The following is a 23,460-nucleotide window of genomic DNA, read 5'->3' as shown; positions in this document are numbered from 1 at the left end:
CTCACCCCAACCCCTCTCCCGGCGGGAGAGGGGCTCAGCATCGCGTCAACACGCGCGATCTCGCGCTGGCCTGGCAGGAACACCAGCACGTCGCCGGGATGCGACTGCACCGCGTGCTCCACCGCGCGCCGCACCTGTACCTCCAGCGATTCGTCGCGGCGCGCCGGGAAATGCGCGACCTGCACCGGATAACTGCGTCCCTCGCTGCTCAGGCGCGGCGCGTCGAGGAAACGCGCCAGCTTCTCGCCATCCAGCGTGGCCGACATCACCACCAGACGCAGGTCCTCGCGCAGCTGCGCCTGTACGTCCAGCGCCAGCGCCAGGCCGAGATCACTAGCGAGATGGCGTTCGTGGAATTCGTCGAACAGGATCGCGCCGACCTCTTCCAGCATCGGGTCGTCCTGGATCATCCGGGTCAGGATGCCCTCGGTCACCACTTCGATCCGCGTGTCCGGACCGACCTTGTTCTCGAAGCGGATTCGATAGCCGACCGTCCCGCCGACGGCTTCGCCGCGCTGTTTCGCCATGAAGCCCGCGGCGGCGCGCGCGGCCACGCGGCGCGGTTCCAGCATCACGATCTTGCGGCCCTGCAACCACGGCTGGTCCAGCAAGGCCAGCGGCACCTGCGTGGTCTTGCCGGCGCCCGGCGGCGCTTCCAGCACCAGGCGCGGGTGCTCGGCCAGGGAGCGGACGATGTCCGGCAGCAGCGGGGTGATCGGGAACGTGGGCGACGGCATGCGGCGGAAAGGATAAGGCCTGCGCGGCGCGAATCATGAAAATTCCTGTGGGAGCGACGTCAGTCGCGATGGGGCTTCACCGACAGTCTTTCGCGACTGACGTCGCTCCCACACCTGACATTGCTGCCGCCTTGGATCGAGAGGGCTTAAAATGCCCGCCATGGATCTCATCGACATCGGCGCCAACCTCACCCACGAAAGCTTCGACCACGACCGCAACGCGGTATTGCAGCGTGCGCGCGAAGCCGGCGTGGTGCAGCAGGTGGTGACCGGTGCCAGCCGCGAACACTCGCCCACCGCACTTCGACTGGCACAGGCGCATGCGGGTGAGCTGTTCGCCACCGCGGGCGTGCATCCGCACCACGCCACCGAGTACACCGACGAGTGCGACGCCGAGATGCGCGCGCTGCATGCGCATCCCGAAGTCGTGGCGGTCGGTGAGTGCGGGCTGGACTACTTCCGTGACTTCTCACCGCGCCCGGCGCAGCGCAAGGCGTTCGAGCGCCAGCTGCAGATCGCGGTCGACACCGGCAAGCCGCTGTTCCTGCACCAGCGCGACGCGCACGACGACTTCGTGGCGATGATGAAGAACTTCGACGGCAAGCTCGGTCCCGCCGTCGTGCACTGCTTCACCGGCACGAAGAAGGAACTGTTCGACTGCCTGGACCAGGACTGGCATATCGGCATCACCGGCTGGCTGTGCGACGAGCGCCGCGGCCTGCACCTGCGCGAGCTGGTGAAGAACATCCCGGCGAACCGGCTGATGATCGAGACCGACGCGCCCTACCTGCTGCCACGCACGGTGAAGCCGCAACCCTCGCACCGGCGCAACGAACCGATGTACCTGGCGCACATCGTCGCCGAGCTGGCCCGCGATCGCGGCGAGGACATCGAGGTCACCGCCGCCGCGACGACAGCGACGGCGCGTGCGTTCTTCCGTTTGCCGACACCAGCGTAGGGCGGCACGCCCTCACTCGACCTTGCTGTCCTCGGACTTGGCCTGCTGCATCGCTTCGGGCTCGAGTTCCTCCGCACTGCGGTTGAGACGGACGAACACGCCCCACGCCACCAGCAGCAGCGCCGCCGAACCGCCGATCGCGATGACGTACGGCAGCTGCCGCGGATCCTCGTGCATCAGTTCGAAGGTCGCGACCAGCGTCTCGATCGACAGCGCGATGACGATGACGACGAGGAAGCGCGACAGGTAACGGCGCACGCGGGTTGGGCCGCTGACCTTGACGTCGCGCTGCACCTCTTCCTCGAACACCGTCTGCGCCAGTTCCAGCGCCACCAGGGCGATCGTCAGCATGCCGATGCTCTCAAGCAGGCTGTCGAAGCGCTGGCGCAGGCCGATGTCCTGGCCCGCGGCCAGCATGCCGTGCCAGAGCTCACCGCCGGCCAACACGACCAGTGACAGTGCGCACAGGAAGAACAGCGCGACGATGACGACATGGCCGACCAGGAACACCGCGCTGAGATGCTTCATGGAGATATCCGACGGGAACGGTGGCGCAGCATGGCGACCGTCCCCGTCGGTACCGCGTGAAGCCCGCCCGGGTCAGGACTTCTTCACCAGCTCCACGCGGCGGTTCTTCGCGCGGCCCGCGTCGGTGCCGTTGTCGGCGACCGGCTTGTCCTGGCCGAACCCGGCCGGCGTCAGCCGCTTGGCCTCGATGCCCTGCCCGGTCAGCGCCGCGACCACCGAGGTCGCGCGCGCCGTCGACAGCGTGCGATTGCGCTCCGCCGTGCCGGTGTTGTCGGTGTGGCCTTCGACCGACAGCGACAGCGACGAATCCTGCTTCAGCAGTGCCAGCACCTGGTCCAGCTGCGGCTTGGAGTCCGGCAGGAGGTCGGCCTTGTCGGTGGCGAAGTTGACCTGGATCGCGACGCGGCCGCTGGTATCGAGCTGCTTCTTCAGCGCATCGGCCGGCAGCAGCGCGGCGGTCTGCACCAGGCCCTTGCGCTCGACGACGACCCAGCCCGCGCTGAGGTATTCCAGCCGCGCATGTACCCAGACCTGGCGACCATCGGGCAGGTCGGCGCGGTAGATCAGCGAGTCGTAACCATCCCAGCCGAAGCTGGTGCCATCGCTGTACGGGCTCTTCTGTTCGAAGGTGATGCTCTCGGCGGCGTCTTTCGGGATGCGGCCATCGAAAACCTTGGTCGCGCCGGCCTCGGCCATCATCGCTTCCAGGTTGCGCCGTACCTCATGCATCGAGTGCTGGCCTTCCTTCGCCTTGATCGATGCGACGTAGGTCTTGCCCTCCACGTTCTCGAATGCAGTGCCGGTCCAGAACGGATAGGCATCGAAGTCGCGCTGCCTGGGCCGGTTGCCATCTTCGTAGTTCGTCGGCGGCACCAGGTGCGGGAACGCGTCCTGCCAGTGCGCGGTCGCGACGAACGGACGTTCCTCCACGATCGCCATGCCGGTGGAATAGCCGTCCATCGCCATCTGGATCCACACCGTGCGATCGGCCTGGCGCAGCACATAGACCAGCGTCGGCGTGTCTTCGCCCATGTTGACGGCATCGATGAAGCCGCCGCCGATCTCGTCTTCCAGCGTGCCGTAATAGACGTCGCGCTTCAGCGGGCCTTCGAACACCTTCTTCGCGCCGGCCTGTTCCAGCACCGCCTCCAGATTGCGACGCAGTTCGAGTGCGGAGTACTCCTTGTCCGGCGCCACGTCGTCATCGATGCCGATGCGGGTGCTCCAGCTCGGGCCTTCGACCCAGTGCAAACCATCGCCCAGGCGGAACGGGAAGCGCGCGTACGCCCGCTGCTCGACACGATTGACCGGCCCGTAGCCGGTCGGCATGGAGAAGAACGGAAGATCGTCGCCGAGCGCTTGCGTGCTGACCGGCACGCTGGCGGGATCGAAGGGGACGAGGGCGACGGGATTTCCTTCCTTGTCCAGCAGGGTGTCGCCGGCGGTGCCCTCGGCCGGGGCCGGCGTCGCCGCGTCGGTCGCCGCAGGCGTATCCGCAGGTGCCGGTGTCTCCGTTGCCGCCGGTCCGGTGGCTGCATCCTTGTTGCCGCACGCCGACAGCACCAGTGCCGTGGCACAGGCTGTGGCCAGCATCATGCTCCGCATTCGTCCTCGCTCCTGAGTGTTGGGGGAGCGGCGAGGGTAACCGATGGATGTTCAGCAGCCGTGGAAGCGCGCCGCTGGCGCGCGGTCAGCCGGCGCGCTGCGCTTCGTACGCCTGCAGGTGGACCCAGGCGGCGTGCAGGCGGGGTACTTCGATGCCGTGCGCGGTGGCGCGATGAACCATATCGCCGACGATGTGCGCGGCTTCCACGCGCTGGCCGGCTTCCAGGTCGCGCAGCATCGAGGCCTTCATCGGCGATCCGGCTGCCGTCAGCGTCTCGCGTGCGGTCGCCTGCGCGGACGCGGGCACCGGCTGGCCGGACGCGGCGGCCACGGCGAGGCATTCCTCATGCAGCGCGGTCATGTACTCCGCCCCGCCCTCGCCCGCCACGATGACGCCGATCGGCGCACGCATCGCGCAGGTGCCGGCCGCCAGCGCGGTGAGGAAGCTGTACTTCACCCACTGTGCCTGCGCGATGTCGGGCGCATGCAGATGGTCGATGCCGGCCTGCGCGCAGGCCGCGGCGAGTGCCTGCAGGCGCGGATCCGGCGCCTGCCCGACGCGCTCGCCGAACGTCATCGACGCCGGCTTGCCCAGGTGCAGGATCTCGCCCTCCGCACCCAACGCGGCACTGATGAAACAGAGACCGCCCAGCACCTGGTCGAAACCGAAGCGCGCATCCAGCGCATCGTAATGACGCAAGCCGTTGAGCACGGGCAGCACGCGTGCGCCTGCGTCCACGGCCGGCGCGATGGCGTCCATCGCGCTGTCCAGGTCGTAGGCCTTGGCACTCAGCAGCACCAGATCGAATGGAGCAGCGTCCGCCAGTTCATCGGCCGTCAGCACCTGCACCGGCAGGTCCGCGTCACCGAGCGGACTGCGGATGCGCAGGCCGCGTTCACGCAGCAGCACCGCACGCGCAGGGCGCACCAGGAAGCTGACGTCGATGCCGGCCTGCGCGAGGCGACCGCCGAAATAACCGCCGGTTCCGCCGGCACCGAGCACGAGCAGCCGCATCAGCTGCGCAGCCCCACGCCTTTCTTCAACAGCCACAGGCCGAGCGAGGCCAGGCCGACGACGAAGGTCAGCATCAGCGCGTACGCGATCCACAGCGGCACGTCGCTGGTGCCCAGCAGGCCGTAGCGGAACGCGTTGACCATGTAGAAGATCGGGTTGGCATGGGTCAGCGCCTCGGCCCATGGCGGCAGCAGCGTCACCGAATAGAACACGCCGCCCAGGTAGGTCAGCGGGGTCAGGATGAAGGTCGGCACGATGGCGATGTCGTCGAACTTCTTCGCGTACGCCGCGTTGACGAAGCCGGCCAGCGAGAAGATCGTCGCGCCCAGCAGCACGGTGGTGATGGTCACCAGCGGATGCGGGACGCGCACCTTGGTGAAGAACATCGCGATGACCAGCACGATGGCGCCCACCATCAGGCCGCGCAGCACGGCACCGGCCACGTAGCCCAGCAGGATCACCCAGTTCGGCATCGGGCTGACCAGCAACTCCTCGACGTGGCGGCCGAACTTGGCGCCGAAGAATGAGGACGAGATGTTGCCGTAGCTGTTCTGGATGATGCTCATCATCACCAGCCCCGGCACGATGAACTCCATGTAGCTGTAGCCGCCCATGTTGCGGATCTGGCTGCCGATCAGGCCACCGAAGATCAGGAAGTACAGCGTCATCGTGATCGCCGGCGGCACCAGGGTCTGGCCCCAGATGCGCAGGATGCGGGCGACTTCGCGGCGGACGATCGTGCCCAGCGCGACCATGTTCGGGTGGCTCATGCCGCCTTCTCCTTGTTGGCGTCGCCATTGCCCGTCATGCGCACGAACAGCTCCTCCAGGCGGTTGCTCTTGGTGCGCATCGAACGCACGCGGATGCCGGCATCGTTGAGCGCGGCGAACACGCGGTTGAGGTCCATCGCGCGCGGCATGTCCAGGTCCAGCGTATGCGCATCGGTGGCGACCAGGGTGGTGCCCTCGATCACTGGCAGCTGCGCCGGCAGGTCGCCGTCGATGTCGAACAGGAAGCCTTCGACGTCCAGCTTGGCCAGCAGCGCGCGCATCGGGCCCTGCTCCACGATCACGCCGTGGTCGATGATGGCGAGGTTGCGGCAGAGGCTTTCGGCCTCTTCCAGATAATGCGTGGTCAGGATGATGGTCGTGCCGGCCGCATTGATCTCCTTCAGCGTCTTCCACATGCCGCGGCGGATCTCGATATCGACGCCGGCGGTGGGCTCGTCGAGGATCAGCAGCTTCGGCCGGGTCATCATGGCGCGGGCGATCATCAGGCGGCGCTTCATGCCGCCGGACAACGTGCGGCTCATGACGTTGGCCTTCTCCCACAGCTGCGCGCGCTTGAGTTCCTCTTCGGCGCGGACCAGCGCCTCGGCGCGCGGGATGCCGTAGAAACCCGCGTAGTTCACGCAGATGTCGAGCGGCTTCTCGAACATGTTGAAGTTGATTTCCTGCGGGACGAGGCCGAGCAGGCGCATCGCGCCGTCGCGGTCGCGGTCGATGTCCACGCCGAACACACCGACCTGGCCGCTGCTCTTGTTCACCAGCGAGCTGACGATGCCGATCAGGGTGGACTTGCCGGCGCCGTTGGGGCCGAGCAGGGCGAAGAAGTCGCCGGGTTCGACCTGCAGCGACACGCCCTTGAGGGCCTGTACGCCGGTGTCGTAGACCTTGCGCAGGTCGGAAATGGCCAGCGCGGGAGTTGCGGCCGATGCCGCGGAAAGAGACGCCATGGGAGCCTTGCGGTGCGCGCGGGGGCGCGGTGGGAGGGCGAGCGCTTATTATAGGCGTCCCGCCGGGGCCGCCCCGGGCCACACAGTGTTCCAGCCGCCTTGGCGATCGCGCATTTCCCCCTGAAGCTCGTTGGACGCCGCATGCTGGCTCCCAGCGTGGGCCACTACAGCTTCGTCCGCGACGACGGCCAGCCGCTGGACTTCATCCCCGGCCAGTTCATCCAGGTCCATTTCACCTACGCCGACGGCACGGCGACCAAGCGCAGCTATTCGCTGGCGACCATCCACGACCATGCGATGGGGCCGGGCGAAGCGGTGGAAATCGCGGTCAGTTACGTCCCGGGCGGCGCGGCGACCGCACTGTTCGAGGGCCTGCCCGAAGGCGGCCACGTGGAAGCCAGTGGTCCGTTCGGCCGCTTCTGCCTGATGCCGGGCGACCGCAACGTGCGCTACCTGCTGATCGCCACCGGCACCGGCGTGACGCCCTACCGCTCGATGCTGCCGCAGCTGGAAGCATTGATGGCCGAGCGTGGCGTCGAAGTCGTGCTGCTGCAGGGCGCACGCACGCCGACCGAACTGCTCTACGGCGACGACTTCCGCAGTTTCGCCGACGCGCACCCCGGCTTCCGCTACGTGCCCTGCCTGTCGCGCGAACTGCCTGCCGAACCGCATCCTGATGTGCGCCAGGGCTATGTGCAGCAGCACCTGGCCGAGTTCGTCCCGGATGCCGCGCGCGACATCGCCTATCTGTGCGGCAACCCCGACATGGTGGATACCTGCTTCGACGCATTGAAGGGACACGGCCTGCCGATCCCGCAGATCCGTCGCGAGAAGTACGTGTCCAGCAAGTAGTCCTGGGTCCACGCCTCATACCGTTCGTTGGTCACATCCGTCCCGCAGCATCGTCATGGCATGCTGGGACCCGCCTCCAACGGAACTGATACATGGCACTTCTTCATCGATCACTTGCAATCGCGCTGGGCGCGGGGCTGCTGGCTGGCTGCAACGGCGGCGCCACCGGCCCCGACCAACAGGCCGTGCGCCACTACGGCGACATCGCCTTCAAGCCCTGCACGCTCACCGCGCCCTACCTGACCACCACGGTGGAAGCGCAATGCGCCACGTACGACGTCGCGGAAGATCCCGCCAAGCCGGACGGTCGCAAGGTGGCGTTGAACATCGCGTGGCTGCCGGCGACCAACGAGGGCTCCGCCACCGATGACCCGGTGTTCTTCCTCGCCGGCGGCCCGGGCCAGTCCGCGGTGCAGGTGTGGCCTGCCATCGACGCCGCTTTCCGTGACGTGCGCAAGTCGCGGCACATCCTGCTGGTCGACCAGCGCGGCACCGGCAAGTCGAATCCGCTGTCCTGCAAGGACGAGGAAGGCCGCAATGCCTACAGCGACGCGGAAGACCTGAGCGAAACGGCGGCAATCGCGTTCGCTCGCGATTGCGCCGCTTCGCTCAAAGCGGATCCGCGCTTCTACACCACCACCGATGCCGTGCGCGACCTGGACAGCGTGCGCAAGGCGCTGGGTGCGGCGAAGATCAACCTGGTCGGCGGCTCCTACGGCACGCGCGTTGCCCAGCAGTACGCGATGCGCCACCCGGACAGCACGCGGGCCGTGGTGATCGACGGCGTGGTGCCGAACGAACTGGTGCTGGGCAGCGAGCACGCACGCAACCTCGATGCCGCACTGACACTGCAGTTCCAGCGCTGCCAGGCGACGCCGAGCTGCAAGGAGCGCTTCGGCGACGACCTGCGCGGTCAGCTGCGCACACTGATGACGCGTCTGGCGGCGACGCCCGTAAGCACCGAGTATCGCGATCCATCGACGGGTGAACTCGTCACCGGCGAGGCCACCGCCGGTGCTGTCGCCGGCATCACCCGCATGTACTCGTACTACCCGCAGGGCGCCGCCCTGCTGCCGCTGGTCCTGAACGAAGCACAGCAGGGCCGCTACGGCTCGCTGATGTCGCTGTCCAAGCTGCTGGAAACGCAGGTCGGCGACCAGTTCATGCACGGCATGCAGCTGTCGGTGATCTGCGCCGAAGACGTCGACCTGCTGAAGGCAGACCCCGGCGATGCCGACACGGTGCTGGGCAGCATGCTCGGCGACACGCTGAAGGCGCAGTGCGGTGCGTGGCCGACGGGCAAGCGGCCCGCGGATTTCCACACGGCGTGGACGTCCGACATTCCCACGTTGATCACCTCGGGCGAGCTGGATCCGGTGACGCCGCCGCGTTACGGCGACCAGGTGCTGCGCACGCTGCCCAACGGCCGGCACCTCACGCTGAAGGGCCAGGGCCACGGCACGTTCGCCGTGGGCTGCATGCCCAAGCTGTTGGGCCGCTTCCTGGAGACGGCGAACGCCAAGGATCTCGACGCCACGTGCCTCGACAGCCTGGACTACGTCCCGCCCTTCACCAGCTTCAACGGTTGGGAGCCGTGAGCCGCGCCTTGCGCGCCCGCCACTTTCAATGGACATGACCGAATGATCATCGCCAACGACCTGCACAAGTCCTTCAAGACCAAGACCGGAACGGTCACCGCCGTGGACGGCGTCAGCTTCACCGCCCACGACGGTCAGATCACCGGCCTGCTCGGCCCCAACGGCGCCGGCAAGACCACCACCATGCGCATGCTGTACACCTTGATGACGCCCGACCGCGGCGAGATCAAAGTCGATGGCATCGACACCAACCAGGATCCCGTCGCCGTGCGACGCGCGCTGGGCGTGCTCCCGGACGCCCGTGGCGTGTACAAGCGCCTGACCGCGCGCGAGAACATCGCCTACTTCGGCGAACTGCACGGACTGTCGTCCAAGCAGATCGCCGAACGCACCAAGGCACTGTCCGACGCGCTGGACATGGGCGACATCCTCGACCGTCAGACCGAAGGCTTCAGTCAGGGCCAGCGCACCAAGACCGCGATCGCGCGAGCCCTGGTGCACGACCCGCGCAACGTCATCCTCGACGAGCCCACCAACGGCCTGGACGTGATGACCACACGCGCGATGCGCGGCTTCCTGCGCCAGCTGCGCGAGGAAGGCCGGTGCGTGATCTTCTCCAGCCACATCATGCAGGAGGTCGCCGCACTGTGTGACCGCATCGTGATCATCGCCAAGGGCACCGTGGTGGCCGCCGGTACCGCCGACGAACTGCGCGAACAGGCGGGCGAGGATAACCTGGAGGATGCCTTCGTCAAGGTCATCGGTTCGGAGGAGGGCCTGCTGGCATGAACATGTTCCGTACCGTCTTTACCGTCATGCGCAAGGAACTGCGCGACCTGTCGCGCGATCGGCGCACGCTGGCGCTGGCCCTGTTCCTCGGGCCGCTGCTTTACCCCGCCCTGATGCTCGGCATGGGTTACCTGAGCGAGAACCGCATCCGTACCCAGGTCGACAAGACGCTGGAGATTCCGATGGTGGGCGCCGAACATGCACCGAACCTGGTGAAGTTCCTCGCCACCAACGGCATCACCACCGGCAAGGTGCCGGCCAACCTCGACGCGGCGATCCGCTCGCAGGAGATCGACGTGGCGCTGAGGATCAGTCCCGACTACGCCGAAGACTGGCGCAACGGTCGCCCCGCGCTGGTCGAGATCATCCGCGACAGCACGCGTCGCGATGCCGACATCCCCACCCAACGCGTCAACGCCGCACTGTCCGCCTACAGCCAGCAGGTCGGCGCGCTGCGCCTGCTCGCCCGCGGCGTCGATGCATCGGTCGCGCGGCCGGTGAACGTCGGCATGCAGGACCTGGCCACACCCGAAGCCAAGCAAGGCATGCTGCTGTCCGTGCTGCTGCCCTACCTGCTGATCCTGACGTCGTTCATCGGCGGCGCGTATCTGATCCTCGATGCGACCGCGGGCGAACGCGAACGTCAGTCACTGGAGCCACTGCTGGCCACGCCGGCCCCGCGCAGTGCGGTGGTCAGCGGCAAGATCGCGGCGGCCTGCGTGATCGGCCTGGCGACGCTGCTGCTGACGCTGCTGGCGTTCAAATTCAGTGCGCAGTTCGCGGGGACGCTCGGCCGGCAGTTGAACGTGTCATTCCTGTCGATGGCCAAGATGCTGCTGATCCTGCTGCCGATGCTGTTCATCGGCACGTCGCTGCTGACCTACCTGGCGGCATCCGCCAAGAGCATGAAGGAGGCGCAGAGCCACATGACCTGGCTGATGCTGCTGCCGATGATCCCGACGTTCGCGCTGATGGCCAATCCATTGAAGAGCCAGCCATGGCAGTTCGCCGTGCCGTTCCTGGCGCAGAACCAGTTGCTGCTGAAGGTCATCCGCAACGAGTACATCGGCCCGGAGACGTGGGGTATCTACATTGCGGCAGCATTCGGCGTGGCCGCGCTGCTCTGGTTTGCCGCGGTGCGCCGCTACCACCAGGAGAAGCTGGCGATCGCGGGGTGACGCTGACGCATGACCCGGAACGGAAACGGCCACCTCGCGGTGGCCGTTTTTTTGCTCAGAAGCGGTATTCGTATCCCAGCGTCAGCGTCTGCGCGGTGACGCCGGCGTTGAGCAGGTCGCCCTTGTTGCCTGGTCGAGCGGTCGCGTAGGCCATAGCCGTCCGCGCGCAGCTTCGTGTTGACGCTCTGCGTGCCTGCGCGACCGGCGAGGATGAGGTCCGTGTTGCCGACACCTAAGTTTTCTTGGTCGCCACGTCCATGCGATACAAGACGCCATCGCTCTGACCGTCGCCGAGGTCGGCATCGATTGCAAAAAAGGAAACGCCGGCACTGGGCCGGCGTTTCGCATTACCCAAATGGTCGACGATCAGCCTGGGCTGAAGCCGATCGTGCGGCGTGTCGTCACCGGTGCATCGACCGGTTCGAACCGCCAGCGGCGCACTGCGTTGAGCGCTTCACGATCGAACACGCGGGCCGGATTGGCACGCACCACTCGGGCGTTGGTGACCGAACCATCGGTGCCGACAGTGATCTCCACCAGCACCTCACCGCTCGTGCCCGAACGCAGCGCTTCCGGCGGATAACGCGGTGCCGGCGTGCTGACCGCACGCAGCGATTGCGACTGCGCGGCAGCCGCGGGAACCGCGGCGCGGGCCGCGGCGGCCTGACGTTCTGCCGCTTCGCGCTGGGCAGCCGCCTGTCGCTCGGTTTCCTGGCGCGCCGCTTCCGCACGCGCCGTTTCCTGTTGCTGGGCCAGCTGCTGCGCCGCGGCGGCTTCGGTAGCGCGCTGCTGCTCGGCCTGCTGGGCCAGGCGCTGCTGTTCCTTCAGGCGGGCGTCCTCGTCGGCCTTGGTCTTGGCGGCCTCGTCGGTGACGGCACGCTGAGCCACGGCCTGCTGGGCAGCCGCGATGCTCTGCTGCAGGCGCGGCAATGCGGGCGCCTTCGGATCGGTCTTCTCGATGATCGCGGACAGACGCTGCGCTTCGGTGAACTCTTCGCGCGCGATGCTCTGCTCTGCAGCGATCAGCGTGTACGGCATCAGGTCGGTCAATGCGCTGGTAACACCCGGATCGTTCGGCAGTTTGTCGCGCAGGGCCAGGTAGTACTCCATGGCGTTGTCGCCGCCCGGTGCGTAGATGCGGTTTTCGCGCAGCGCCTTGGTGGCGGACTCGCGCAGTGTGTCGGCGTCCATCGCCTGGACCTGGGCGGATACAGCGGGCGGTGGCGGCGCAGCCGGTGTGGCGGCGGGTGCTGCCGCAGGCGCGGCGGCCTCGTCCTGCTTGGAGCATGCCGCCAGCGCGACGATGAGCAGCAGCGGTGCGGCGTAGCGCAGGCGCCCGGTGGTCTGGATCAAGGACATCGTTTCAACTCCCCCAAGTACGTTTCTAATGTTGTCGACAGGCCGTCGCCCCGCGCATCAAGCACGGGAGCGGGTGTCGCGAATCAGCACGGGCCCGCCACCTGCCAGGCCCCGTCCGGGCTGGAATGGCGCGATGCCTTCCGGGTACCCCTACCCGGACGCCAGAGTACGTCGGCGCATCGGGGGCGACACTTGACGCTCGTCACATTTTTGGCGGACTGCCATCCGACCGCGTCATTTGCCGATGCAGAAGGTGGAGAAGATGTGGCCGAGCATGTCGTCCGCGCTGAGGCGGCCGGTGATGTCGCCAAGCGCGTCATGGGCCAGCCGCAGCTCTTCCGCGGCCAGTTCCAGCTGTTCGTACTGCAGTTGGTCGCCGGCCGCGGCAGCATGGTCGGCGGCCCGATGGAGCGCGTCCACGTGGCGAGCCCGCGCCGAAAACTCGCCGTCGCCCCCCTCGCTGGCAGTTTCACCCGCGAGGGAGCGCAGACGCACATGCAGGCGGTCGAGGCCGATGCCCTCTGCGGCGGAGACGTAGACGCGATCGCCGTCGTCCGGCGGCACGCTGGCCAGCAGATCGGCCTTGTTGTGGATCCACAGGACCGTGCCCACGCCTGCAATGCCGTCGGCGATGGCCGCGCGACCCGCATCGGGATCGCGCGCATCGACGACCGCCAGGGCCACGTCGGCGCGTTCGAGTTCGGCCCGTGCCCGCCGCATGCCTTCGCGCTCGATCGCATCGCCACCGTCGCGCAGGCCGGCGGTGTCCACCAGGTGCAGTTCCAGTCCATCCAGGCGGATGGTTTCCCGCAGCGTGTCCCGTGTGGTGCCGGCCACGTCGGTGACGATGGCGCGGTCGCTGCCGGCCAGTGCATTGAGCAATGAACTCTTGCCGGCATTCGGCGGACCGACGATCACTGCATGCACACCGTCGCGCAGCTTGCGGCCGCGCTCGGCATCGACGATGAGCGTTTGCAAGCGTTGCCGCGTCTCGGACAAGCGTGCGCGTACTTGCTCGCCGCCGAGGGTGTCGATCGATTCGTCGGCGAAGTCGATCGCCGCTTCGACATGCACACGTAGCGCCAGCAGCGACTGGCCAATGGCATCGACGCGTTCGGAGAACACCCCTTCGAGTGAACGTCGTGCCGCACGCGCCGCGCGGGCATCGGAGGCAGCGATCAGATCGGCGATGGCTTCGGCCTGGGCAAGATCGAGCTTGTGGTTGAGGAAGGCGCGTTCGGAGAACTCACCGGGCCGGGCCAGACGCGCGCCCAGCGCGCAAGCCCGCGCGACGAGCTGCTGCAGGACGACGGGGCTGCCATGCGCCTGCAGTTCGACGACATCCTCGCCGGTGAAACTGGCGGGTCCGGGAAACGACAGCGCGATGCCGTCGTCGATGGTGCCGCCATCGGCGTCACGGAAACGTACGTGGTACGCGCGACGTGGCGACAGCGTCCGTGTACAGACGGCTTTCGCGATCGCCAGCGCGGCCGGCCCCGAAAGCCGCACGATACCCACGCCACCGGCGCCGGGAGCCGTGGCGATCGCGACGATGGTGTCCTGGGATGACGTCATGGGTCGGGGTTCGCGATGGAGGTTTTAGCGTAGCGGAAACACGAAGCCCGCCGGAGGGCGGGCTTCGTAGGCTTGCAGCGGGTGAAGATTACTTGGCGACCGCGGTCTTCGGCGGCGTCGCCGACTCGCCGTGGCGCTTGGTCATCCACCACTGCTGCAGCAGGCCCAGCGCACCGTTGGTGACCCAGTACAGCACCAGGCCCGACGGGAAGAAGGCCATCATCACGCCGAACACCAGCGGCATGAACTGCATCATCTTCTGCTGCATCGGATCCATGCCCGGCGCCGGCGTGAGCTTCTGCGTCAGCCACATCACCAGCATGTTGAGCACCGGCAGGATGAAATACGGATCGCGCGCGGTCAGGTCCTGGATCCACGCGAACCACGGCGCCTGGCGCAGCTCGACGGTTTCCACCAGCACCCAGTACAGCGCCAGGAACACCGGCATCTGCACGAGGATCGGCAGGCAGCCGCCCATCGGGTTGATCTTCTCTTTCTTGTACAGCTCCATCATGGCGACCTGGAACTTCTGCTTGTCGTCGCCGTAGCGTTCCTTCAGCTGCTGGATGCGCGGCTGGAACTTGCGCATCTTGGCGAAGCTCTTGTATTGCGCCGCCGACAACGGATACAGGGCCAGCTTCACCAGGATCACCAGGCCGATGATCGACCAGCCCCAGTTGCCGATGAAGCCGTGCAGGAAGTTCAGCACCCAGAACAGGCCCTGGCCCAGCAGCGCGAGGATCGAGAACTGGCTGTAATCAACCACGCGATCGATGCCCGGCGCGTTGATCGCGTGGATCTTGTCGACCAGCTTCGGACCCACCCAGAGGCGAGCGGTCGTCGTGGCCTGCTGGCCGGGACCGACGTTGACGCCCGGACCCATCTCGCGGATCAGCGCGCGCGCGCCGTTGTCGGGATTGTCGAGCGAGATGGTGGTGGTGTCTTCCGCCTGCGGAATCCACGCACTGAAGAAGTGATGCTGCGGGATCGCAATCCAGCCGCCCTTCACCTGCTGGTTGACGCGACCGTCTTCCAGGTAGTCTTCGTTGAACTTGCGGCGCTGATAGCTGCCGTCCCACCAGGTGGCGCCGTTGAAGCTGAAGGACTCCGGGTTGGTCATGCCGCTCTTGACCACCGGCGGCGTGCGCAGCAGCTGGCGATAGACCGTGCCCTGCCAGGAGCCGGTACCCGCGTTGACCACCTGGTCACTGACGGCGATTTCGTAGCTGGCGCGCTTGAACGTGTAGGTGCGGCGGATGGTCACGCCGTCCGGACCCTGCCAGATGAAGGGCACGCTGACGCTGTCGGTGCCCTGCGGCAGGGTAACTTCGCCCGCGCCTTTCTCAGGCACGAACGCATGGTGGTCAGGCGCCTTCGAACCGCTGCTGACCCAGCCGCTTTCCGCGGCATAGAAATGTTGCGGATCTTCGCTGAAGAGGCGAACCGGGCCGCTGCCCGGCGTCTTGCTCAGCGGGTAGTGCAGCAGGTCGGCCTGCAGCACGCTGCCGCCGTCCAGCACCAGGCGCAGCACGTCGGTGTTCACGGTGACCCGCGGCGCGGCAGCGCCCTTCTGGGTCGTGGTCGGCATCGGCGCCACGGTGGGTGCGGTCGGCACGCTGCCCGACGAAGGCGTAGCGGCTGCGACGGCGGCGGGCACGGTGCTCCCGGACGCGGTCGTCGTCTGTGCGGCCACGGCAGGGGCGGCAGGCGCAGCCTTGTCCTTGTTCCACTCCAGCCACAGCAGGGTCGCCACCATCAGCCAGGCGAAGATCAGGAATACACGGGTCTGGTTCATCAGGCAGGCAATCTCAACCGGCGTCGGAAACCGGTTTGGTCGAAGAAGAAGGAGTGGGTGGCGGCGCGGGGGAATTCAAGCCCGGCGGCATTGTGCCGCCCGGTGCCGATGCCGGCAATGCGCCCGCACGCAGCAGGATGCGTTCGAAAGTCGCGCGCAACTGGCCTGGATCGGCTTTCGCCGCAGGCGGACGGGCAACAACGACATAGTCGCCGCCGGGCAACGTGGCACGAAGGCGACGGAAATGTTCGCGTAGCTGACGCTTGATGCGATTGCGGCCTACGGCTCGCATGTCGACCTTGCGGGACACCGCCAACCCGAGACGCGCGGGCGCGTCGCCGGGGAGCCAGTGCAGGCTCATCAGCGGATCGGAGGTGCGACGGGCCTGTTCGAACACGCGCGCATAATCGGCGCTCGCGCGTACCCGCGCGCTGCGCGGGAAAGCGGTGCTCATCTCAGCAAGAAGCCCGCTCGTGAACGAGCGGGCTCCTTTTGATGCAGGGAACGCATGGAAGCATGGCCGCGGTGCGGCCAAGCCATCAGGCGGTCAGGCGCTTGCGGCCCTTGGCGCGGCGACGAGCCAGGATCTTGCGGCCGTCGGCCGTGGCCATGCGGGCACGGAAGCCGTGATCGCGCTTGCGCTTGAGGTTGCTGGGTTGGTAAGTGCGCTTGGTGGCCATGGGGCCCTCGGGCGTGTTCGGGTGGAAAGAACCGGAAATTCTATAGGAACCACCGGGTTACGGTCAACTCCCCGCGTGCTTTCGATACGCGACGCATGGCAGAGCCGCGTATCGGCCACCGTTCGTCCTTTCATCCACATCTTATACACAGGATCGTTGGCGGGCCCGGGCACCGGTGGTAGTCTGGCCGACCCCATTGATTCCGCCCCGTGCTGCCCCCGGCATCGCGGGATGGCCTGTTCGACCCCACACGCGAGTTGTTCCACCTGATGGATGCCTGGCCCCGTTGCCTCGAACGCCTGGAAGCCGAATTGCCGGCCGAGGATGTACACACCTGGCTGAAGCCCTTGCAGGCCGAGCAGCGCAGCAACGCGATGGTGCTTTACGCGCCCAACGCCTTCATCGTGGAACAGGTCCGCGAACGTTACCTCGGCCGGATCCGTGAGCTGCTGGACTACTTCGCCGGGCATGACGACGTCTCGCTGGAAATCGGCTCGCGCAGCAAACCAGTGGAAACACCTGCTGTCGCGTCGTCGGCAGGCTCGGCCGGTGCCGTGGCGCTGGTCGAACCGTTCGCCGGCAACATGGATACGCATTACACCTTCGACAACTTCGTCGAAGGCCGCAGCAACCAGCTGGGTCGGGCTGCGGCCTGGCAAGCGGCGCAGAAGCCCGGCGACCGTGCGCACAACCCGCTGCTGCTGTACGGCGGCACCGGTCTGGGCAAGACCCACCTGATGTTCGCCGCCGGCAACGAGATGCGCCGGCAGAATCCCAATGCGCGCGTGCTGTACCTGCGCAGCGAGCAGTTCTTCAGCGCGATGACCAAGGCGCTGATCGAAAAGTCGATGGACCAGTTCAAGCGCCGCTTCCAGCAGGTCGATGCGCTGCTGATCGACGACATCCAGTTCTTTGCCGGCAAGGACCGGACGCAGGAAGAGTTCTTCCACACCTTCAATGCACTGTTCGATGGCCGCCAGCAGATCATCCTGACCTGCGACCGCTATCCGCGCGAAGTGGAAGGCCTGGAGCCGCGACTGAAGTCGCGCCTGGCGTGGGGCCTGAGCGTGGCGATCGACCCGCCGGACTTCGAAACGCGTGCGGCGATCGTACTGGCCAAGGCCCACGAACGCGGTGCGCAGATTCCCGACGACGTGGCGTTCCTGCTGGCCAAGAAGATGCGCAGCAACGTGCGCGACCTGGAAGGCGCGCTCAATACGCTGGCGGCACGCGCTAACTTCACGGGGCGCGCCATCACGACCGAGTTCGCACAGGAAACCCTGCGCGACCTGCTGCGCGCGCAGCAGCAGGCCATCAGCATCCCCAATATCCAGAAGACCGTGGCAGACTACTACGGTCTGCAAGTCAAGGACCTGCTCTCCAAGCGGCGCACGCGCTCGTTGGCGCGCCCGCGGCAGGTGGCGATGGCCTTGGCCAAGGAACTGACCGAACACAGCCTGCCCGAAATCGGCGATGCGTTCGCCGGCCGTGACCACACGACCGTGCTGCACGCCTGCCGCCAGATCCGCACTTTGATGGAAACGGACGGCAAGCTGCGCGAGGACTGGGACAAGCTGATCCGGAAACTCAGCGAGTAAGCGCACGGCTGCATCGGGCCGCGCTATCGGCGAGTCTTCGATCGGTGCTTCATCTGTCCGGGCAATACAGGTCGCTTTGCGGTACGTGCAGGCCTTCACCGGCCCTGCGTGTGTCGTGATCGGGTACCGGACCGGAAGGTTCGCACTGATCGCGGCGCCGTCTTGCGTCGCCAGCAGGATCGCGCTGCCCAACCTGGAGCGCACTGTAGGCAAGCGGTCCGGGGACGGCAACGCATAACTTCGTGGGCAACCGGGCGCACGATCTGTGGATAAGATGTGTGCGCTTTCAGAGGCAAAAGTTGTCCACAGGTTCCGACACAGCTGCAACCGACCCTGTCCACCGGGTTGGGGGAAGAAAAAACAAAGCGAATTCATGGGGTTAGGTAGGTTTTCCCGGATTTTCAGGCCTACCATCACCACCAGCTTTTAAGCTTTTAGTCTTAAAAATCCAAAGCTAAGGGGCTCCAACACTCATGCGTTTCAGTCTGCAGCGCGAAGCTTTCCTCAAGCCGTTGGCCCAGGTGGTCAACGTGGTAGAACGCCGGCAGACCTTGCCGGTCCTGGCGAATTTCCTGGTTCAGGTACAGAACGGCCAGTTGTCGCTGACGGGTACCGACCTGGAAGTCGAAATGATTTCCCGCAGTGCGGTCGATGACGCACAGGACGGCGAAACCACGATTCCTGCGCGCAAGCTGTTCGACATCATTCGTGCGCTGCCCGATGGCAGCAAAGTCACCGTCAGCCAGATGGGCGACAAGGTCACGGTGCAGGCCGGACGCAGCCGTTTCACGCTGGCCACCCTGCCCGCCAATGATTTCCCCTCAGTGGACGAAGTAGAAGCCACCGAGCGCATCGAAGTGCCGGAAGCGACGCTGAAGGAACTGATCGAACGGACGTCGTTCGCGATGGCGCAGCAGGACGTGCGCTATTACCTCAACGGCCTGCTGTTCGACCTAAGCGAGCGCACCCTGCGCTGCGTCGCGACCGATGGCCATCGGTTGGCCATGTGCGAGTCTCAGCTGGAAGGCGCACCCGTCGGCAAGCGTCAGATCATCGTGCCGCGCAAGGGTGTAACCGAACTGCAGCGACTGCTGGAAGGCGGCGATCGTGCGCTGGAGCTGGAAGTCGGGCGTAGCCACATCCGCGTGAAGCGGGACGATGTCACTTTTACATCGAAACTGATCGATGGACGCTTCCCGGACTATGCCGCGGTGATTCCGATCGGCGCAGATCGCGAGGTCCTGCTGGACCGAGAGGTGCTGCGTGCAGCCCTTCAGCGTGCCGCGATCCTGTCCAACGAGAAGTACCGCGGCGTCCGCGTCGAAGTCTCGCCTGGCCAGTTGAAGATCAGTGCCCACAACCCCGAACAGGAAGAGGCGCAGGAAGAGATCGAGGCCGACACCAAGGTTGATGGCCTGGCGATCGGCTTCAACGTGAACTACCTGCTGGACGCTTTGTCTGCGTTGCGCGACGAGCACATCGTGCTGCAACTGCGTGATGCCAATTCGTCTGCCCTGGTCCGTGAGGCCAGCAGCGAGAAGTCCCGGCATGTCGTGATGCCGCTGCGCCTCTGATCCGTCTGTTCCACGTGGAACACGATCCATCGCCCGGCCCATGCCGGGCGATCTCGTTTCTGACCGTAGAAGCCTCGGGGGTCTGATGAGGCTGCACGCTAGAATTCCCGCCATGTCGCTGCAGCCATCCGCACCTCTAACCGTCTTACCGGACCTCGCTTTCGTGTTCTCCCGCCGGAGCCCCTCCGCGTGGAAGTGACGCGCCTGGAAGCCAGCTGCTTGCGGCGATTCCCTCAGGTCTCGATGACCCCCGAACCTGGCATCAACCTGATCACGGGCGACAACGGCGCAGGCAAGACCAGTTTGCTGGAGGCGCTGCATCTGATGGCCTATGGGCGGAGCTTCCGGGGCAGAGTGCGCGACGGCCTCGTCCGGACCGGGGCGGAGGCAGTCGAAGTCTTCGTGGAGTGGCGGGAAGCCACCCAAGGTCGTCAGCGCCGCGCCGGCTTGCGGCATAGCGGCCAGGCGTGGACCGGTCGTTTGGATGGCGAAAACGTGGCGCAGCTGGGTGATCTATGTGCGGCGCTGGCGGTGGTCAGTTTCGAACCTGGTAGCCATGCCCTGGTTACAGGTGGTGGCGAACCACGGCGTCGCTTCATGGATTGGGGCTTGTTCCACGTGGAACAGGGACGAGAAGGTGGCTTTCTGCCGCTGTGGCGTCGGTATGCCCGTGCGCTGAAGCAGCGTAATGCCCTGTTGAAAGCCGGGGTCGGCGGCGGACAGCTGGATGCCTGGGATCATGAGCTCGCGGAAGCTGGCGAACCGCTGACGGATCATCGCCAGCGGTATCTGGACGCGCTGCAGCAGGACCTCTCGACGGTTATCGCTGAGCTGGCGCCGTCATTGGGCACTGCGACGCTGGCGTTCCAACCGGGTTGGCGCAGGCACGAGTTGGCGTTGGGAGATGCGCTGCTGCTGGCACGGGACCGGGATCGCAGCGCTGGTTACACCACCGTCGGGCCCCATCGAGCCGATTGGCGTATCGACTACTCCAGCCTGCCCCAACGGGAAACGCTGTCGCGCGGCCAAGCCAAGCTGACCGCCCTCTCCTGCCTGCTGGCCCAGGCCCAGGATTTCGCCCGCCGGCGTGGCGAGTGGCCCGTCATAGCATTGGACGATCTCGCCTCGGAGCTGGATCGCCATCATCAGCGGCGCATCCTGGAGCGCTTGCTTGCCAGCGGCGCACAGGTCTTCATCACTGGCACCGAAGTCCCAGCGGGGCTGGATCCCGCCACGGTCAGTCCTTCGCTGTTCCACGTGGAACAAGGCGTCATCAATCGGGTGTGAGGCGTGCTGAGCGGGGGCTAAGTGTGCACCAGTGCTATAATTCCGCATTGATCCCTTGGCTCGCGCAGTGCGCCTACCGACCTGGTGGTGCGGCGTCCGCCATGCAGCCGACACGAAGCGAATGACCGACGAAACGACCTCTTCTGCACCGAACGGCAACACGTACGACGCCAACAGCATCACCGCCCTGGAAGGCCTGGAGGCGGTCCGCAAGCGCCCCGGCATGTACATCGGCGACGTGCATGACGGCACGGGCCTGCACCACATGGTGTTCGAAGTCGTCGACAACTCGATCGACGAAGCCCTGGCCGGCCATGCCGACCACGTGGCAGTGACGATCCACGCGGACGGCTCGGTTTCGGTCTCCGACAACGGCCGCGGCATTCCGGTCGGCAAGCACGCGCAGATGAGCGTCAAGTTAGGTCGCGAGGTCTCGGCGGCCGAAGTCGTCATGACGGTCCTCCATGCGGGCGGCAAGTTCGACGACAACAGCTACAAGGTGTCAGGCGGTCTGCATGGCGTGGGCGTCAGCGTGGTCAACGCGCTTTCCGAAAAGCTGCAGCTGGATATATTCCAGGGGGGGTTCCACTACCGTCAGGAGTACAGCAACGGTGCCGCCCTGGGTCCGTTGAATCAGATTGACAGCACCACCAAGCGTGGCACCACGCTGCGGTTCTGGCCGTCGGTCACCGCCTTCCACAACAACGTCGAATTCCACTACGACATCCTGGCGCGCCGCCTGCGCGAGCTGTCGTTCCTCAATTCCGGCGTCAAGATCGTGCTTGTCGACGAGCGGGGCGAAGGCCGTCACGACGATTTCCACTATGAAGGCGGCATCCGCAGCTTCGTGGAACATCTGGCGCACCTGAAAACACCGCTGCATCCGCACGTGATCGCAGTCAGTGGCGAACAGAACGGCATTACGGTTGAAGTCGCCCTGCAATGGACCGACGCCTACCAGGAAACGATGTTCTGCTTCACCAACAACATCCCGCAGAAGGATGGCGGTACCCACCTGATCGGTTTCCGTGCCGCGCTGACGCGCACGCTGACCAACTACATCGAACAGAACGGCATCGCCAAACAGGCCAAGGTCAATCTGTCCGGTGACGATATGCGCGAAGGGATGATCGCGGTGCTGTCGGTGAAGGTGCCGGACCCGAGTTTCTCGTCGCAGACGAAGGAGAAACTGGTCAGTTCCGACGTCAGGCCGGTCGTTGAGAGCACGTTCGGCGCACGTTTGGAGGAGTTCCTGCAGGAGCACCCCCATGAAGCCCGCGCCATCGCTGGCAAGATCGTCGACGCGGCCCGCGCGCGCGAAGCCGCGCGCAAGGCACGCGACCTGACCCGCCGCAAGGGTGCGCTCGACATCGCCGGCCTGCCTGGGAAGCTGGCTGACTGCCAGGAGAAGGATCCGGCGCTGTCCGAGCTCTTCATCGTCGAGGGTGACTCCGCAGGCGGCTCCGCCAAGCAGGGTCGCAACCGCAAGAACCAGGCCGTGCTGCCGCTGCGCGGCAAGATCCTCAACGTGGAACGCGCGCGTTTCGACCGCATGCTGGCCAGCGCCGAAGTAGGCACCCTGATCACCGCGCTCGGTACCGGCATCGGCAAGGACGAATACAACCCGGACAAGCTGCGTTACCACCGCATCATCATCATGACCGACGCCGACGTCGACGGCTCGCACATCCGCACGCTGCTGCTGACGTTCTTCTACCGGCAGATGCCGGAACTCATCGAGCGCGGCCACGTCTACATCGGCCTGCCGCCGCTGTACAAACTCAAGCAAGGCAAGCAGGAGCTGTACCTGAAGGACGATGCGGCGCTCAACGTCTACCTGGCGAACAACGCCGTGGAAGGCGCATCGCTGATCCCGGCCGATGGCGAGCCGCCGATTTCCGGCGAGGCGCTGGAGAAGCTGCTGCTCGTCTTCACCACCGCCCGTGATGCGATCGCACGCAACGCGCACCGCTACGATTCGGTGCTGCTGGAATCGCTGATCGACTTCACGCCGCTGGATGCGGAACATCTGCAGCAGAACATCGACGAGCGTCACGAGCTTGCCGCGCTCGAAGCCAAGCTCAATCGCGGCAGCATCGGTAGCGCGCGCTACGCGTTGACGCTGCAGCCCGCGACGGACCAGCGCCCCGCTGCACTGCTGTCCACGCGCCGCCACATGGGCGAGGAACTGGTGCAGGTGCTGTCGCTGTCGGCATTCGAGAGTGGCGAACTGCGTCCGCTGCGCGAAGCTGCCGCGTTGCTGCATGGACTGGTGCGCGAGGGAGCGCAGGTCGTCCGCGGCAACAAGGCGCAGCCCGTGGCCACGTTCGCCGACGCGCAGGCGTGGCTGCTGGAAGAAGCCAAGAAAGGTCGCAGCATCCAGCGCTTCAAGGGCCTGGGCGAAATGAATCCCGAGCAGCTGTGGGACACCACGGTTAATCCGGATACGCGTCGCCTGCTCCAGGTCCGCATCGAAGATGCGGTCGCCGCCGACCAGATCTTCAGCACGCTGATGGGCGATGTCGTCGAGCCGCGCCGCGAATTCATCGAAGACAATGCGCTGAAGGTGTCCAACCTCGACGTCTGACGCTGCACGC

The 23,460-nt window shown here is 66.1% G+C and carries 19 protein-coding genes and 1 pseudogene; 9 read left to right on the top strand and 11 right to left on the bottom strand.

From position 1 onward, the window contains the following. Nucleotides 1-47: 47 nt before the first annotated feature. Nucleotides 48-737 (bottom strand): annotated as a pseudogene (locus IB225_RS20650) (DEAD/DEAH box helicase); the annotation flags it as partial. Nucleotides 738-897: 160 nt separating this feature from the next. Here IB225_RS20650 and IB225_RS16755 point away from each other — a divergent pair. After that, nucleotides 898-1,695 (top strand): TatD family hydrolase, encoded by a 798-nt coding sequence (locus IB225_RS16755; protein ID WP_192312639.1) that lies wholly within the window; start codon nt 898-900, stop codon nt 1,693-1,695. 12 nt (nt 1,696-1,707) lie between these two features. On the opposite strand, the gene IB225_RS16750 is transcribed toward IB225_RS16755, so the two are convergent. From IB225_RS16750 to IB225_RS16730, 5 genes are all read right to left on the bottom strand, one after another. Continuing rightward, nucleotides 1,708-2,223 (bottom strand): hypothetical protein, encoded by a 516-nt coding sequence (locus IB225_RS16750; RefSeq protein ID WP_192312636.1) that lies wholly within the window; start codon nt 2,221-2,223, stop codon nt 1,708-1,710. Nucleotides 2,224-2,295: 72 nt separating this feature from the next. Then, nucleotides 2,296-3,819 (bottom strand): OmpA family protein, encoded by a 1,524-nt coding sequence (locus tag IB225_RS16745; RefSeq protein ID WP_225583920.1) that lies wholly within the window; start codon nt 3,817-3,819, stop codon nt 2,296-2,298. Between the two features lie 94 nt (nt 3,820-3,913). Further along, on the bottom strand, nt 3,914-4,843 hold the full coding sequence (panE, locus tag IB225_RS16740) for a 2-dehydropantoate 2-reductase (protein ID WP_192312630.1): 930 nt from the start codon (nt 4,841-4,843) through the stop codon (nt 3,914-3,916). Continuing rightward, nucleotides 4,843-5,613 (bottom strand): ABC transporter permease, encoded by a 771-nt coding sequence (locus tag IB225_RS16735; protein WP_192312627.1) that lies wholly within the window; start codon nt 5,611-5,613, stop codon nt 4,843-4,845. Before IB225_RS16735 ends, panE begins: the two co-directional genes overlap by 1 nt. After that, a complete protein-coding gene (locus IB225_RS16730) occupies nt 5,610-6,578 on the bottom strand; it encodes an ABC transporter ATP-binding protein (protein ID WP_192312624.1) in 969 nt (322 codons plus the stop codon). Before IB225_RS16730 ends, IB225_RS16735 begins: the two co-directional genes overlap by 4 nt. Nucleotides 6,579-6,677: 99 nt before the next feature. On the opposite strand from IB225_RS16730, the gene IB225_RS16725 reads away from it, so the two are divergent. The 4 genes from IB225_RS16725 (at nt 6,678) to IB225_RS16710 (ending at nt 10,995) form a co-directional block, all read left to right on the top strand. Continuing rightward, nucleotides 6,678-7,430 (top strand): ferredoxin--NADP reductase, encoded by a 753-nt coding sequence (locus IB225_RS16725; protein WP_192312621.1) that lies wholly within the window; start codon nt 6,678-6,680, stop codon nt 7,428-7,430. A 92-nt stretch (nt 7,431-7,522) separates the two neighbouring features. Further along, nucleotides 7,523-9,028: an alpha/beta hydrolase gene (locus IB225_RS16720; protein WP_192312618.1), complete on the top strand. Its 1,506-nt coding sequence runs from the start codon at nt 7,523-7,525 to the stop codon at nt 9,026-9,028. Nucleotides 9,029-9,070: 42 nt separating this feature from the next. Beyond that, nucleotides 9,071-9,817 carry an ATP-binding cassette domain-containing protein gene (locus IB225_RS16715; protein WP_192312615.1) on the top strand — a complete coding sequence of 249 codons (747 nt, stop codon included), beginning with the start codon at nt 9,071-9,073 and terminating at the stop codon, nt 9,815-9,817. Next, nucleotides 9,814-10,995 carry an ABC transporter permease gene (locus IB225_RS16710; RefSeq protein WP_192312603.1) on the top strand — a complete coding sequence of 394 codons (1,182 nt, stop codon included), beginning with the start codon at nt 9,814-9,816 and terminating at the stop codon, nt 10,993-10,995. Before IB225_RS16715 ends, IB225_RS16710 begins: the two co-directional genes overlap by 4 nt. A gap of 366 nt (nt 10,996-11,361) precedes the next feature. Here the strand turns inward: IB225_RS16710 and IB225_RS16705 are convergent, their stop codons facing one another. The 5 genes from IB225_RS16705 to rpmH form a co-directional block, all read right to left on the bottom strand. Beyond that, nucleotides 11,362-12,354 (bottom strand): energy transducer TonB, encoded by a 993-nt coding sequence (locus IB225_RS16705; protein ID WP_192312601.1) that lies wholly within the window; start codon nt 12,352-12,354, stop codon nt 11,362-11,364. 234 nt (nt 12,355-12,588) lie between these two features. Further along, the gene (mnmE, locus tag IB225_RS16700) at nt 12,589-13,929 is read right to left on the bottom strand and encodes a tRNA uridine-5-carboxymethylaminomethyl(34) synthesis GTPase MnmE (protein ID WP_192312599.1); all 1,341 of its coding nucleotides are present in this window, start codon (nt 13,927-13,929) and stop codon (nt 12,589-12,591) included. Between the two features lie 88 nt (nt 13,930-14,017). Next, a complete protein-coding gene (yidC, locus tag IB225_RS16695; RefSeq protein WP_192312597.1) occupies nt 14,018-15,724 on the bottom strand; it encodes a membrane protein insertase YidC in 1,707 nt (568 codons plus the stop codon). Nucleotides 15,725-15,737: 13 nt separating this feature from the next. After that, nucleotides 15,738-16,178 (bottom strand): ribonuclease P protein component, encoded by a 441-nt coding sequence (rnpA, locus tag IB225_RS16690; RefSeq protein WP_192312595.1) that lies wholly within the window; start codon nt 16,176-16,178, stop codon nt 15,738-15,740. Between the two features lie 85 nt (nt 16,179-16,263). Next, nucleotides 16,264-16,404, bottom strand: a complete 141-nt coding sequence (gene rpmH / locus IB225_RS16685) for a 50S ribosomal protein L34 (protein WP_027083663.1) — start codon at nt 16,402-16,404, stop codon at nt 16,264-16,266. A gap of 269 nt (nt 16,405-16,673) precedes the next feature. On the opposite strand from rpmH, the gene dnaA reads away from it, so the two are divergent. The 4 genes from dnaA to gyrB all read left to right on the top strand — a co-directional run bounded on the left by dnaA (nt 16,674) and on the right by gyrB (nt 23,450). Continuing rightward, entirely contained in the window at nt 16,674-18,002 is a 1,329-nt protein-coding gene (gene dnaA, locus IB225_RS16680; RefSeq protein ID WP_192312917.1) for a chromosomal replication initiator protein DnaA, read from the top strand. Nucleotides 18,003-18,475: 473 nt separating this feature from the next. After that, nucleotides 18,476-19,576: a DNA polymerase III subunit beta gene (gene dnaN, locus IB225_RS16675; RefSeq protein ID WP_192312593.1), complete on the top strand. Its 1,101-nt coding sequence runs from the start codon at nt 18,476-18,478 to the stop codon at nt 19,574-19,576. A 204-nt stretch (nt 19,577-19,780) separates the two neighbouring features. Further along, complete coding sequence (recF, locus tag IB225_RS16670) at nt 19,781-20,863, top strand: DNA replication/repair protein RecF (RefSeq protein ID WP_225583986.1); 1,083 nt, start codon at nt 19,781-19,783, stop codon at nt 20,861-20,863. Nucleotides 20,864-20,984: 121 nt separating this feature from the next. Beyond that, on the top strand, nt 20,985-23,450 hold the full coding sequence (gene gyrB / locus IB225_RS16665; RefSeq protein ID WP_192312585.1) for a DNA topoisomerase (ATP-hydrolyzing) subunit B: 2,466 nt from the start codon (nt 20,985-20,987) through the stop codon (nt 23,448-23,450). The last annotated feature ends 10 nt before the right edge of the window (nt 23,451-23,460 follow it).

Origin of the sequence: Pseudoxanthomonas sp. PXM02 (genome assembly GCF_014851805.1) — a bacterium.
GTDB lineage: Bacteria > Pseudomonadota > Gammaproteobacteria > Xanthomonadales > Xanthomonadaceae > Pseudoxanthomonas_A.
The sequence above is the reverse complement of the archived record's forward strand: the minus strand, read 5'-3'. Positions and strand labels throughout refer to the sequence as shown.